This window comes from Empedobacter sp. GD03797, from assembly GCF_029842105.1.
In the GTDB taxonomy this organism is placed as follows: Bacteria; Bacteroidota; Bacteroidia; order Flavobacteriales; family Weeksellaceae; genus Empedobacter; species Empedobacter falsenii_C.
Window position 1 is genome coordinate 1 of the sequence record NZ_JAOCFS010000019.1, and the last position, 14805, is coordinate 14805.

A 14805-nucleotide genomic window follows, 5' to 3' on the forward strand; every position below is an offset into this window, starting at 1 on the left:
AAGAACAACTCTCGTTAATAAAAATGGTTCATAGTTTAATACATAGACTAAGGCAATTATCGAATAAAAAAATACCGAGAATATTAAAAAGTTAAATCGAAATTTCATAATTGTTTTTATATAGTAACATTGTATTCCATCCTTATATATTACAATTTACCTAAGCTAAGCTCCACTCACATCATACTCAACACCTCCTATCCCTTCCTTACTAAGATAAGTAAATGTATATCTAACTTTCATCAAAGATGAAAAACTATGATAAACTACTGATTACTAAAATCAAAAATTCATCAATTTCTATGTATCTATGTGGTGATTCATTCAAAAGTAACAACAAGTTATAAGTTATTAAAAACTAATAAACCAACAAAAGACAAACCTCGGTCTGCCTTTTATGTTATTGTGAATTTATTTATAATAATATTTAGTGCAACTACACATCTGATACACTAACTTTTATCGGTACATATTTTTATAATATTAAAAGAATAAGAACTGGTTGAGTAGAACTTGTTTGCTTTATTAATTTTTAAAACAAATTGTTCTCTGTTATATCCAAAGGTTTTAAAATGATTTAAAATAGTTTCAAGCCTATTATAAATATACTTTGGTTTTTCTTTTGGGTTATAGAATATATATATAATTATCAAATAATCTGATTTACCTTTATATAAATTTAATCTTTCAATAATTCCATCAAGTAAAATGGTATTTTGATTGCTTAAATTCACTTCATTTTTTAAAAATAAAATATTGTTAGGTATTTGATATTTGAAAATTATTGAATCATTTTGAGCGGATACATATTGAAACATAAATAAGTATATTATTAAAACTATTAGTTTTTTCATTACTCTTATTTTGTGTGGTTCTTTTAAACTCATAATCTTATGTTTTTTTAATAGCCATTGATACTAAGATAAGTAAAATAAATATACAATAACCTTCATCAAAGATGAAAAAAGATCAATAAACTATTGATTTCTAAAATCAAAAACTCATCAATTTCTATGTATCTATATGGTCATTTATTCAAAAGTTACAACAAACCACTTCCGTAATCAATAAAAATACACAAGTATTATTATTTTTAAGGGGGACAATTGGGGGGACAATTCACTTCTTATGTAAAATCAATAAGATAATAGATTAATTTTATATAAGTCTTACAACTTGTACTATGAAGAGTCAACCATTAAACTCAGTAAATTGGTTTCAACAATTAATTGAAGAAATCAACAAAATGCAACAAGCATTCGAAGATGGTAACATTAGTTCTTTAGATTTATACCTAATGGAAGAAAGGGATGTGCTACAATACCTAAAAATTTGTAAAAGCACATTATACAATTATAGGAAAAAGAAAATCTTAAAAGCATACAATTACTTTGGGCGCAACGTTTATTTTCGACACGAGGTATACGAAGCAATCCTCAAACAATTAATCAAATAACCAAGAGCCTATCAAGGCTCTTTTTTTCTGCCCAATTTCTCCATCACAACCATACGAACACCGAACAAACACCGAAGCGTTGCGGTACATAACCGAAGAACAACCGAACAGACACCGCAGAAAAGTACAACACTATTCAAAACAGTACACACCCTTCCAAATCATTCCATTTCATTGCAACTTATAAAAAGATATCAATTCCTGACCTAAATTCACTACAACAATTAAAACCAAGTTTAACTAAAACACACAAAATTATGGGTAAAGTTATTGACAGCATCATTTCAGGTACATCAGGTCGTACAGGACGTATTGTAATTGCAAATGTCAACGGATACGAAATATCTCGTATTCGTCCTAAAAAATCAACCAAAGCTCCATCTCCAAAACAAGCCTTAATCAAAGATCGGTTCAACAAAGCCGTACTCTTTATTGCCAGTTACAGGGAATACGTTAAGGCTTTCTTTGGCACAAAAGTAGGTCTACGATCTACTTACAACGCTGCGATGAGTAACGTAATCAATGCATTTCAATGCGATATGGAAAACTTAGAAATCATTCCCAACTATCACCAAATCCAATTTTCCAAAGGAAAAGGAATCGATCCACAACCACTAGCCATTAGTTCCCCTACACCACTTACTATTGTAATAGAATGGTTGGACAATGGAGCAGGAACCATTGCCGAAACAGACTACATGGTAGCCTTATTTGCAGAAGATAATGATCTAAATGTTGGGACACTATTTTTTCAAACAACAAGCATTCGTGCAGATATATCACATGAATTTACATTATTACCTCGCTACCAAGACAAAGAACTACATGTATGGATGGCATTTGTAAATGCAGACAATTTATTTGCATCAAATTCAGCCTATATAGGCAAAATAAAAGTAAGTTAAGCGCGCTATACATCTACACTAAAGCTCATCTAAAGTTTCAAGATGAGCTTTAATCTACTTTTTACTTCTTTCATCTAATTTATTCCGTAAATTTGTTCTCACATTTTAATCTAAATTATTTGAACTATGTTCCTCGAAAATACCTTTAATCATAACAAAAAAAGTGGATGGATAGAAGTCATCTGTGGCTCAATGTTTTCTGGTAAAACCGAAGAACTTATACGCCGTCTAAAACGTGCCGAATTTGCCAAGCAACGTGTCGAAATCTTCAAACCTACGGTAGATACGCGTTATGCTGACCGTGAAGTAGTTTCACACAATCAAAATTCTATTACATCAACACCTGTTGAGTATTCTTCAGCAATTTTATTATTGGCTGATGATTGCGATGTGGTAGGAATTGATGAGGCACAATTTTTTGATGACGGTATTGTAGACGTGGCCAATCAATTGGCAAACGAAGGCAAACGCGTTATAGTTGCTGGTTTGGATATGGATTTCAAAGGTCGTCCTTTTGGTCCTATGCCCAATTTAATGGCGACTGCCGAGTATGTAACAAAAGTGCATGCAATCTGCGTTCGTACAGGAAATTTAGCCAATTATTCGCACCGAAAAATTGACAGTGATCGCCTTGTAGAGCTTGGCGAAGTACTAGAATACGAACCATTAAGCCGAGTTGCTTTCTGGGAAGAACATAACAAACACAAAGTTGAAAACTTATAATCTAAATCAAATTGCAAGTATCATCAACGGTACTTTGATTGGAAATGGAGACGAAATCATCGATCAAATTTTCTTTGATTCGCGCATGATTGTCAATCCAACTCAGGGAATTTTCTTTGCTTTTCACGGAAATCAAAAAGACGGGCATTTGTATTTGCAAGATGCTTATCAAAGAGGAATTCGAAATTTTGTCGTAGAAAAAGCGTTGACAAATTTGCCTCATGCAAATTTTATCGAGGTCGAAAATCCGCTACTTGCTTTACAAAATTGGGCAAAAATTCATCGCAAACAGTTTAATTTTCCTGTCATCGGAATTACCGGTTCCAATGGAAAAACGATTGTCAAAGAATGGTTGAATCAATTGTTATGGAAAAAATTCTCGATTGTTCGTAGTCCAAAAAGTTACAATTCTCAATTCGGAGCAGCACTTTCTGTTTTGCAAATGGAGGAGAAAAACGATTTGGGTATTTTCGAAGCTGGAATTTCGATGCCAAATGAAATGCAAAATCTCGAAGAAATTATTCAACCTACAATTGGTGTGTTGACAAAAATCGGAGAAGCGCATTTAGAGAATTTCAAAAATCAAGATGAATTGATTCAGGAAAAACTGAAACTATTTTCTCATGTTGATAAATTAGTTTTCAATATCGAAAATGAAAAAGTACATCAAGCTATTCTTGAAAACGCTCATTTAGCACAAATAGATAAATATACTTATGGTTACTCCAATTCTGCCACTGTACAAATCAAGCAAATACAAAGTAATCAGACTAATACACAAATTTCTATTTTACATAATCAAGAAGAATTCACCTATTCGGTTCCTTTTATCGATGATGCTTCGATTAAAAATAGTTTAATTTGCTTAACGACTTTAATCAGTTTAAATATTGATTATAAACAACTTAAAAATGAATTTGGTCAACTTCTACCAATCGAAATGCGTTTGGAAATTAAAGAAGCGATTAATCATTCAATTTTAATTAATGATACCTTCAATTCTGATCTAAATTCATTAAAAATTGGTTTAAATGTACTAAATCAACAACCGCGCGACAAAAAATCGTTGGTATTGACAGATATTTTACAAAGTAACTTATCTGACCACGATTTATATCAACAAGCGGCCGATTTAGTCAACCCTTATCATTTTGATGAGATAGTGTTGATTGGAGAAAAAATTTCTCAGTTCAAACATTTATTCGAATCCTATGTTCGTTCATTCAATTCGACTGAAGAATTCTTAGAACAGTTCAAACATCAAAATGTCGACAACGAAGCTATTTTATTAAAAGGTGCTCGTCCGTTCAAATTAGAAAAAATCTCGAATGAATTAGAAACACGTTCCAACGATTCTGTTCTCGAAATTAATTTACAACACCTTATCGAGAATATAAATGTGTACCGTTCGTTGCTAAAACCTACCACAAAATTGATGTGCATGGTGAAAGCGAACAGTTATGGAACGGGAAGTTTTGAGGTGGCAAATACCTTACAAAATAACGGTGTCGATTTCTTGGGCGTAGCGATTGCAGATGAAGGAAAAGAATTGCGCGAAGCTGGAATTACCGTTCCAATCATCGTGATGAATCCGGAACAAAGTAGTTATTCTACGGTTATCGATTATCAGTTGGAGCCGGAGATCTATAGTTTGCGCGTCTTGAAACTATTTATTCAGAAACTACAAGAAAAACAGATTTCTTCGCCTTATCCAATTCACCTAAAAATGGAAACAGGTATGAATCGTCTTGGTTTTCATGAAGATGATTTCGAAGAGCTAATTGCCATTCTAAAAGATAATTCGCATGTTTATGTTCGTTCAATTTTCACGCATTTAGCAACTGCCGATATGCCAGAAGAGGAAGATTATGCGAGATATCAATTGAATCGTTTTGATAACAGTTATGCGGCAATTAGAACAGCATTAAACATAAAACCAATCAAACATGCGTTAAATTCTCCTGGAATTGTTGCCTATGGAGAGCATCAATATGACATGGTTCGTTTAGGAATCGGAATGTATGGCTACTCCGAATATACCGATTTTATGGAGAAATATTTGAAACCTGTTGTGCGTTTCAAAACGGTAATCTCTCAAATTTCAGAGATAGAAAAAGGCGAAACTGTAAGTTACGGTCGTCGTTTTACAGCGGAGCGTCATACCAAAATTGCAACTTTACCTGTTGGTTATGCAGACGGAATTCGTCGTTCGCTTGGTTACGGAAAAGGAAAAGTGGGTATCAATGGGCATTTGGCTACAATTACCGGAACTATTTGTATGGATATGATGATGGTTGATGTAACTGATATTCCATGTAAAGAAGGAGATGAAGTCACTATTTTTGGGAACTCGCCAACTTTAGCCGACGTTACCGAATGGTTGGGAACAATTCCTTATGAAGTCTTAACTTCGGTTTCTCAACGTATAAAACGTGTTTATTACAAAGAATAATATACTGAAAGAGTTACTGAAAAGTAGCTCTTTTTTTTTATTTTTAAAAAAAAATAAATGGATAAAATAATTAGATTAATTGAAGAGTATAATAATTCTGACGATTCTCTGAACAATGAATTCGAATTAGAAATAACATCTGAACAGATTCTTTTTTATTTAAATGATTTTATCTTAAATAAGGATGATTATCCATCAGAAATTTATGATTCATATCCACTTTCTGTTTCACAAATAGAAAAACTAAAGCCTTTTCTAAAAGTAAATAAAGCTTTTTCTGCCAACTTTTCGAAGTTTTCATATTATTTAAGTTGTTATGAAAATAATGTAGAATAGTTAAACAATTCTACAACTTAGATTCAAAATTGCTATCTTTATTCCTCAATTTAGATCAATTTATGCGCAGTCTTTTTGCTTTCATTTTCATTATTTCAACCATGACCTTTGCACAAGAAACGAAGAACGATTCAACGCGTCTAAAAGTAGGTGTTGTATTGAGTGGCGGCGGCGCAAAAGGTTATGCACATGTTGGCGCTTTGAAGAAGATCGAAGAAGCAGGAATCAAAATTGATTACATCGGAGGTACAAGTATGGGTGCAATTATCGGTGGATTATATGCGGCTGGATATACGCCTGACGAGCTTGAGAAAATTATGCATCAATTGGATATTTCTTCGTTGATTACACAAAATAAAGATCGTGCAGAAATTCCTTTCTTCGAGAAAGCATACAAAGAAAAATATATCTTAGAATTACCTTTTGATAAGTTCAAATTAACTATTCCTAATGCCATTTCAAAAGGGCAAGGTCCGCTTGATTTGTTGACTTATTTATTGCGTCCAGTTCATGATATTGATGATTTCAATAAACTTCCGACACCTTTTGTTTGTATCGGAACCGATCTCGAAACTGGAGAAGAAAAAGTCTTTCGTTCAGGCTTTTTACCTCGCGTTATTTTGGCTTCTGGCGCTTATCCAACCATGTTAGATCCTGTTACAATTGATGGTAAAATATATGTTGACGGCGGCGTTGTCAACAATTTTCCCGTAAAAGAAGTGAAAGATATGGGGGCTGATATTATTATCGGTGTTGAGCTGGGTGATGGCTTACAAAAACGTGATGATCTAAATTCTGCTATTGATATTTTGAGTCAAATTATGACGATGAGTATCGTTAAAAAAACAAATGAACAGAAAAAACTAGTCGATTTGTTGATTAAACCAGAGCTAAAAGAATATGCTGTGACAAGTTTTGACGAAGTAGATTCTATTTACAATCGCGGACTTATTGCATCAGAAAAAGTATATGATCAACTCAAAGAAATTGCAAAAAAACAGCATGCTTCCAATAAAACTCGAAACGAAATTAAACTTGATGATTATGTTTTGGTGAAAGAAATTGAAGTAGAAGGATTGAAAAATTTCAACACAAATTACATCGAAGGTAAGCTAGGGATTCGTACTCCTGAAATTATAAAATATGATGATTTAAAAGCTGGAATTTCGAAATTGTATGCTTCTGGAAACTTTAATAATATCACGTATAAAATCTCAGAAATTAACGATGAAGAGAATTTATTGACGTTAAAAGTTCAAGAAAATAAGACCAAACAATCAATCCGTTTTGGATTACATTACGATGATTTATTCAAAACAGGATTACTTTTAAACTTCACTTCAAAGAATTTATTTGTCAAAAACTCGGTGCTATCTGCTGATGTTGTGGTTGGAGATTATGCGCGATATAACATCAATTTTTTCATTGATAATGGTTATTTACCAAGTATTGGTTTCAACTCTTTTTCGCATTATTTTGACAAAGAAATTGATTTAAGAAACTTCTTTGGTCAAGATAATATCTACAAAAAAGTAAATTATAACTTTAGAGAATACATCAATCAACTCTATATTCAATCCACGATTAAAGAAAAATTTGCGATTGGCGTTGGATTAGAGCATCAATACACAAAAGTTTTCACAAATAATTTTATTGCTTCTAATGAAGAATTTCCAGCAAAATCCGAAGGTTATTATTGGAAAGCGTATGGATATATTAAAGCAGATAATCGAAATAATGCAAATTTTGCGCGTAGTGGTTTAAAATTTGATGGAAGCTTTAAGTATTTGTTTGATTCTAATGTAACTGGATTCGAAAATAACTATTTGCTAGAATCGAGTTTAGAGGCAAATTTTCCGTTAAATAATTTCCTAAGTTACAGATTTACTGCTAACTTTGGAACCTTTTTCAACGATAATGTAACAATGCCTCAGAAGTTTTATCTTGGAGGTTATGTTGAACAAGATTTTTTCAATTATACCAAGTTTTATGGGCTTCCTTTTGGCTCTGCGATTGGCGACAATCAATTGCTTTTTGGCTCTCATATCCAAGCTCGAATTTTGAAAAATCATTATGCAAGTCTATTTATGAATATAGCAAATATCACAGATAGATTTGAGCAATTAAGTTTAACAGATTACAAATATCTTGGGTATGGCGTTACCTATGGCTACGATAGTCCTTTAGGACCTTTAAATTTCATTTGGAGTTATTCGCCTTACACAAAAAAAGGATTATTTAATTTAAGTTTAGGTTACTGGTTTTAGAACAATGATAGAATTATTTTACGAAACAGATTTTGAGCTAAAAGATGCTCAAACTTGGATAGATTGGATCGTAGAGAGTATGAAGAATGAAGGGAAAACAATAGAAGATTTAAACTATATTTTCTGTGATGACGAATACTTACTTCAAATTAATCGACAATATTTAGACCACGATTATTACACAGATGTTATCGGTTTCGATAATTCTATTGAAGACGAATTGATGGGTGATATTTTTATTAGCGTCGAACGAATCAAAGATAATGCAGAGCAAAATGGTGTTTCTTTTGAGAACGAGTTGGCTCGTGTTGTTATCCACGGAATATTACATTTTGCTGGTTATATGGACAAAGAACCAGATGACAAAGAATTGATGACTGCTAAAGAAAATCAATATTTAGAAACGTTTAGTAGCTATCTAAATCAATAATGTTCCACGTGGAACATTTATTATTTTAACAAGAAAAATAAGTTTACAAATCAAATGATATTTCAATCAGAATATGATGTAATTGTAGTTGGTGGTGGTCATGCAGGTGCAGAAGCAACAGCGGCAGCAGCCAATTTAGGTGCAAAAACGCTTCTTGTTACAATGAACTTACAAACAATCGGACAAATGTCTTGTAATCCTGCTATGGGTGGAATTGCAAAAGGACAAATTGTTCGCGAGATTGACGCTTTAGGTGGATACTCTGGTATTATTACCGACAAAACTGCAATTCAATTCAAGATGCTGAATCAATCTAAAGGTCCAGCAATGTGGTCTCCACGTGCGCAATCAGACCGTATGCGTTTTGCAGAAGAATGGCGTTTATCTTTAGAGAGAACAGAGAATGTTGACTTCTTCCAAGATATGGTTAAAAATTTAATCATCGAAAATGGTAAAGTTTGTGGAGTAATTACAGCGATGGGAATGAAAATTCGCTCTAAATCTGTTGTTCTTACAAATGGTACTTTCCTAAATGGTTTGATCCACATCGGAGAAAAACAATTTGGAGGTGGACGTATGGGAGAATCTGCTGCATTCGGAATAACAGAACAACTCGTTGATTTAGGTTTCGAAGCTGGCCGAATGAAAACAGGAACACCTCCACGTGTTGATGGTCGATCAATTGATTATTCGAAAATGATTGAGCAACCAGGAGATGAAAACCCGTCTAAATTTTCATATACCAATACGCCAAAATTAACCAAACAACGCCCTTGTTGGATTACCTATACCAATCAAGAAGTACACGATTTATTACGCGAAGGATTCGATCGTTCTCCAATGTTTAACGGTACAATCAAATCAACTGGACCAAGATACTGTCCATCGATAGAAGATAAAATTAACCGTTTTGCAGACAAAGATCGTCACCAAATATTTGCAGAACCTGAAGGTTGGCACACGATGGAATTCTATATAAATGGTTTTTCGACATCGTTGCCTGATGATATTCAAGCAAGAGCTTTACGAGCTGTACCTGGTTTTGAATATGCAAAAATTTTACGCCCAGGCTATGCCATCGAATATGATTATTTTCCACCAACACAATTAAAACACACGTTAGAAACAAAGTTAATCGATAACTTGTATTGTGCAGGTCAAATAAACGGAACAACTGGTTATGAAGAAGCTGCTTCTCAAGGTTTGATGGCGGGTATAAATGCTGTGTTAAAAATTCAAGGAAAAGATCCATTTATCTTAAATCGTAACGAAGCTTATATAGGAGTTTTAATCGACGATTTAATTACAAAAGGTACAGAAGAACCTTATCGTATGTTTACGTCTCGTGCAGAATATCGTATCTTATTGAGACAAGATAATGCGGATGAACGTTTGACAAGAAAAAGTTTTGAATTAGGCTTAGCCTCAGAAGATCGTTTGAGAAGAATGGAAGAAAAATTTGACAAGGCTGAAAAGTTAGTTAATTATTTTGAAGAAAATTCAATCAAACCACAAGAGATAAATGATGTAATTGAAGAGCGCGAAGGAACACCTTTGAAACAACCAAACAAAATGATTTCGGTTATTTCTCGTCCTGAATTAAAGCTTTCTGATTTCACAAAATTAGATCGAGTAAAAGAGTTTATTGAAACGAATGAATACGATCAAGAAGAATTAGAGCAGACAGAAATTCAAATAAAATATAAAGGTTATATTAAAAAAGAACAACAGAATGCAGATAAATTGCATCGTTTGGAAAATCTAAAAATTCCAGCTGATATAGATTATCATGTCTTTGGTTCGATGTCGATAGAAGCTCGTCAAAAATTAACAAAAATAAAACCTGCGACAGTAGCACAAGCATCAAGAATTAGTGGTGTATCACCAGCAGATATTAGTGTATTATTAATTTACATGGGAAGATAATATGGAAAATGTTCCACGTGAAACATCTCAAGAAAATCCTTCTTTTGAAGGATTTTCTGGTATTAAGAAATTAGATTTAAAAGATTATTTTTTAACAGGAGAAAAGTTCGAGATTTACGAAGATTCAGAAACTGAAGTTTTGTATACTCTCCCCCAACCTATCGAAAATTTAGGAAAGTATTACGAAAGTAAAAATTACATTTCTCATACGGATGGAAAGAAATCTATTTTCGAACGTTTTTATCAAATGGCAAAATCAATCAATTTAAATAATAAATTAGAATTGATAAATAAAGTTTCAAATGGTAAAAATATTTTGGATTATGGTTGCGGTGTTGGAGATTTTTTAGAGCATCTACAAAAAAATGGTTACGATGTTTTGGGAATGGAACCAAATGATTCGGCAAGACGAATTGCGCAATCAAAAGTTGGAATCGAAAAAGTTACTTCTACAGAATTAGAACAGAATACAGAAAAGTATGATGTGATTACCTTGTGGCATGTTTTAGAACACATTCCTAACCTAAAAGAAATAATTACAGAACTAAAGAAACATCTAACAAAAAGTGGTATCTTAGTAATAGCCGTTCCGAACCACCAATCGTATGATGCTAAATATTATGGTGAACATTGGGCAGCTTATGATGTACCTCGTCATTTATGGCATTTCACGGAAACCAGCATGCGAAAGTTATTTAGCAACTTTGGCATGAAAATTGAATCTATCCACCCGATGAAATTAGATTCATTTTATGTGAGTCTACTATCTGAAAAATATAAAGGTAATAAGTTAGGTTTTATCAATGCGCTTAGAATTGGTTTGAAGTCTAATACTCAAGCTAAAAAAACAGGTCAATATTCTTCTTTAATCTATATTATTAAAGCTGAAAATTAAAATAAGCGTTTTTAAAGAATGATTATCTAATCAGATGTATTAGAAGTCGTTTTTTTTCTAAAACTTTATTAAATCTAATTTATAAAAGCCATTTTTTAAGATTAATAATAGATAAAATAAATAGCTATGAAAAAAAGTATTTTATTATTTGGGATATGCGCTTCAGCATTTTTAACTTCTTGTGCATCTACAACCGTTGCAAAACAAGAAATACAAACTGGGAAAGAAGTAAGAGGTGCATGGACTTTGACAAATGTAGACTACCAAGGTTTAACAACCAACGAGGTACAAGGTAATGTAAAAGTTACAGATGCAGTTGCAAAAGTTTTTGACACAGCAAATCCAGAATGTTATGAAGGTTCTACATGGAACTTAGTTCAAAACAACAAAAAAGGAACATACACATTTAATAACGCTGGCGGAGATTGCCCTTCAGGAACAGCAAATATTATTTGGGATTTACAACAAGATGGTTCTACAACTTACTTTATCTTCAAAGATGTAACCGGAATCAAAGCAAAACAAAATACAGCAGGATATAAAATGCGTGTAGATTATGTTGATGCAAATTCGATGAAATTGGTACAAGATATCAATGCAAATGGAAAAATTGCACAAGTGATTTATAACTTCGTACGTTAATCAACAATTTAAAAAACTTAGAAATTATGAAAAAAATAAATACTAAAATAGCTGCAATTGTATTAGGAGGATCATTTATTATGTCTTCTTGTACAGCTGTACAAAATGCTAATAACACACAAAAAGGTGCAGGAATTGGAGTTGTTGCCGGTGGAGTTTTAGGAGGGCTTATTGGTAAAGGTGCTGGAGGTGCGTTAATTGGTGCTGCTGTTGGTGGAGCTGCTGGTGGTGTTATTGGTAACAACATGGATAAACAAGCGCAAAAAATTGAGCAAGTTTTACCAGGTGCAGAAGTTGTAAGAACTGAAGAAGGAATTAATTTAATTTTAGATGAAAACTCTAAAGTTACTTTTGATTACAATAAATCTTCATTAACAAGTACTGCAAAAGCAAACTTAGATAAATTAATTGAAGTTTTTAAAGAATATCCTGATACAGATCTTTTAGTTATTGGGTATACAGATAATGTAGGTTCTCAATCTTATAATAAACCACTTTCTGAACAAAGAGCACAATCTGTAAAAGATTATTTAATTTCGAAAGGAATTGCATCTTCTCGTCTAACATCTACTGGAAAAGGTATAGAAGATCCAATTGCAGATAATAGTACTGCTGAAGGTCGTGCTAAAAATAGACGTGTAGAAGTTACTATTACAGCTAACGAAAAAATGAAAGCGGACGCTGCTAAAGAAGCTAACGGACAATAATTCATTTCAATATAAAACAAGAAAAGCGTTCAGAATCTGAACGCTTTTTTTATGTTTAATAAGTTTGAGAATTATTTAAAATTAACCACAAACCATTTATTATTGATCTTTTCTAAAGTCACTTGATACGTCTTAGATGATTGATCTTTTAAGTTCGCTTGCACTTCTACCAAAGCTACTTTTTCATCCGCATCCAAAACTTTTGCATCATTAATTGTTGCTTGCTCTAAATTCTTAATTGATTCATCAGAAGAAAATTTTTGGAAAGTATTCCATTCGCCACTTCTTGTCAACGCAAAAGCACCAGAATAATTTTTCTTTGATAAATTTGTCATAAAACGATTAGAAAGAGATTTTACCATTCCTGCTTCTTTACTCACATGTGCAGGCGTACTTTCAACCGCGGCAGAATCTACAACTTCAGAAGCTCCAACTAAATTCAACGGAACTTTTACTGCTTTACGATTCGTTAAATAACGTTCAGAATTCGGAATTCGAACCAAAATGTCCAAACGATCATTCTTCAATTTTGATGGATCTAAAGATGAATATTTAATATTAATGGCATTCTTTCTGTACAAATCATCCATCGAATTTGGATCGATTGTAGAACGAAATGTATACACAATATTACCTGAATTAAACACTTCTATCGTTGCCGTTACAGCTTGATCCAATTGAATTTCCTCACCTTGCGCATTATAAAAGAATGGCGAAATTGAGATTCCTGTATCATCTTGTTTTAAACTAAAATCAAAACGTTGCACATTAGAAGTTGGTTCAGCAGGAGTTTCTACAGTTTCGGTTGCACCTGGTTTTGGAATTCCATTCACCAAAGGAACTTGATTTCTATTCCATGTAAATTTATTTTGTAACGCAACTTTTTCTGCAATATCAAAAACTTCATCTACCGTTTTTCCATCCAACAACGTACGCACAATTCCCCAACGCGCTTCATTATCCATTGATTGACTTGTGTTATACTCGAAAATAATTTGCAGAGCTTCCTTAAATTTATCTTGTTGCATAACAGGCAAAGCCTTCGAAATTTTGTCTACTGTTTCACTAAAAGTTTGTACAGATGTAGAATCAATTTCAATGTTATCATTTTTACAACTGATAATCATTAAAGCGAAAGAAGCAATGATGAATAAACGTTTCATATAGTTTAGATTAAGTACGTTTTGAGTTAAAGTTATATAAGCAGTAAATATACTAAATACTTGTATTGAAAATGCTATTTTTTTTAACAAAAAAAGCAGACTCCATTTCTGAAATCTGCTCTATATATAAAACAACTAAAACTTGAAAAAATTTCTAAATATCCATAGGAACTTCGATTAACATCAAGCGAGAATCTTTGGCTACATTAAACGAGAACTCGTTAGTATCCTTGATTTCGATGACATCTCTACGTCCTAATTTGTTTCCGTCAAATTCAACTTCTCCTTCCACAACCATAAAGAAAACACCATTTCCTTCTTTTTGTACTTTGTATGTTTCTTGTTTATCTTCTGTATAATTTCCTAAGAAAATCCACGCATCTTGATGAATCCAAACTCCTTGATCATCTGCATTTGGAGAAAGAACTTGGTATAATTCATTCTCTTTTGCTACATCACGAACAGAAATTTGTTGATAACGAGGCTCAACATTCATTTTATTTGGAATAATCCAAATCTGAAAAAAGTGTCCTTCTTGATTTTCATAAGCATTCATTTCGCTATGAAAAACTCCTGTACCTGCACTCATTACTTGTACATCTCCAGACTCAATTACAGAACCTGTTCCCATTGAATCTTCGTGCGAAATTCCTCCTTTTGTAGGAATTGTAATAATTTCCATATTATCATGAGGATGTTTTCCAAATCCCATTCCTCCAGTAATTATATCATCATTTACAACGCGCAAAGCACCAAAATGAATACGTGCTGGATCGTAATAATTCGCAAAACTATAAGAATGTTTAGAGTTTAACCATCCGTGATTTCCTCCTCCTCTTGATTCTGATTTAAATATTTGGTAATTCATAGTAATTTATTTTTATACAAATTTATGGTGCAAAA

General features: G+C 32.7%; 14 protein-coding genes. 11 read left to right on the forward strand and 3 right to left on the reverse strand.

Features of this window, described 5'->3' with window-relative positions:
- Positions 1 to 452: 452 nt before the first annotated feature.
- On the reverse strand, positions 453 to 887 hold the full coding sequence (locus N5D90_RS11885; RefSeq protein ID WP_280062567.1) for a hypothetical protein: 435 nt from the start codon (positions 885 to 887) through the stop codon (positions 453 to 455).
- 296 nt (positions 888 to 1183) lie between these two features.
- Here N5D90_RS11885 and N5D90_RS11890 point away from each other — a divergent pair, with 296 nt between their 5' ends.
- From N5D90_RS11890 to N5D90_RS11940, 11 genes are all read left to right on the forward strand, one after another.
- Entirely contained in the window at positions 1184 to 1456 is a 273-nt protein-coding gene (locus N5D90_RS11890) for an AlpA family transcriptional regulator (RefSeq protein ID WP_038336224.1), read from the forward strand.
- A 257-nt stretch (positions 1457 to 1713) separates the two neighbouring features.
- Positions 1714 to 2361 carry a DUF6266 family protein gene (locus N5D90_RS11895; RefSeq protein ID WP_038336223.1) on the forward strand — a complete coding sequence of 216 codons (648 nt, stop codon included), beginning with the start codon at positions 1714 to 1716 and terminating at the stop codon, positions 2359 to 2361.
- Between the two features lie 126 nt (positions 2362 to 2487).
- A complete protein-coding gene (locus tag N5D90_RS11900) occupies positions 2488 to 3084 on the forward strand; it encodes a thymidine kinase (RefSeq protein WP_219034099.1) in 597 nt (198 codons plus the stop codon).
- Positions 3071 to 5536: a bifunctional UDP-N-acetylmuramoyl-tripeptide:D-alanyl-D-alanine ligase/alanine racemase gene (locus tag N5D90_RS11905; RefSeq protein ID WP_280062568.1), complete on the forward strand. Its 2466-nt coding sequence runs from the start codon at positions 3071 to 3073 to the stop codon at positions 5534 to 5536. The genes N5D90_RS11900 and N5D90_RS11905 overlap by 14 nt, the downstream gene beginning before the upstream one ends.
- Positions 5537 to 5593: 57 nt before the next feature.
- Positions 5594 to 5872, forward strand: coding sequence for a hypothetical protein (locus tag N5D90_RS11910; protein WP_280062569.1), 279 nt, complete (start codon positions 5594 to 5596; stop codon positions 5870 to 5872).
- Between the two features lie 101 nt (positions 5873 to 5973).
- Positions 5974 to 8139 carry a patatin-like phospholipase family protein gene (locus N5D90_RS11915; RefSeq protein ID WP_280062570.1) on the forward strand — a complete coding sequence of 722 codons (2166 nt, stop codon included), beginning with the start codon at positions 5974 to 5976 and terminating at the stop codon, positions 8137 to 8139.
- Between the two features lie 4 nt (positions 8140 to 8143).
- Complete coding sequence (gene ybeY, locus N5D90_RS11920; RefSeq protein ID WP_221854019.1) at positions 8144 to 8569, forward strand: rRNA maturation RNase YbeY; 426 nt, start codon at positions 8144 to 8146, stop codon at positions 8567 to 8569.
- Positions 8570 to 8623: 54 nt separating this feature from the next.
- Positions 8624 to 10495 (forward strand): tRNA uridine-5-carboxymethylaminomethyl(34) synthesis enzyme MnmG, encoded by a 1872-nt coding sequence (gene mnmG, locus N5D90_RS11925; protein ID WP_280062571.1) that lies wholly within the window; start codon positions 8624 to 8626, stop codon positions 10493 to 10495.
- A 1-nt stretch (position 10496) separates the two neighbouring features.
- Positions 10497 to 11390 carry a class I SAM-dependent methyltransferase gene (locus tag N5D90_RS11930; RefSeq protein ID WP_114998592.1) on the forward strand — a complete coding sequence of 298 codons (894 nt, stop codon included), beginning with the start codon at positions 10497 to 10499 and terminating at the stop codon, positions 11388 to 11390.
- A gap of 126 nt (positions 11391 to 11516) precedes the next feature.
- Positions 11517 to 12032 carry a lipocalin family protein gene (locus N5D90_RS11935; protein ID WP_114998594.1) on the forward strand — a complete coding sequence of 172 codons (516 nt, stop codon included), beginning with the start codon at positions 11517 to 11519 and terminating at the stop codon, positions 12030 to 12032.
- 26 nt (positions 12033 to 12058) lie between these two features.
- Complete coding sequence (locus N5D90_RS11940) at positions 12059 to 12739, forward strand: OmpA family protein (protein ID WP_280062572.1); 681 nt, start codon at positions 12059 to 12061, stop codon at positions 12737 to 12739.
- 71 nt (positions 12740 to 12810) lie between these two features.
- Here N5D90_RS11940 and N5D90_RS11945 read toward each other — a convergent pair whose 3' ends face one another.
- Both N5D90_RS11945 and N5D90_RS11950 read right to left on the reverse strand, forming a co-directional pair.
- Positions 12811 to 13902 (reverse strand): hypothetical protein, encoded by a 1092-nt coding sequence (locus tag N5D90_RS11945; RefSeq protein ID WP_280062574.1) that lies wholly within the window; start codon positions 13900 to 13902, stop codon positions 12811 to 12813.
- A 154-nt stretch (positions 13903 to 14056) separates the two neighbouring features.
- The gene (locus N5D90_RS11950; protein ID WP_038336213.1) at positions 14057 to 14770 is read right to left on the reverse strand and encodes a pirin family protein; all 714 of its coding nucleotides are present in this window, start codon (positions 14768 to 14770) and stop codon (positions 14057 to 14059) included.
- Between the last annotated feature and the right edge of the window lie 35 nt (positions 14771 to 14805).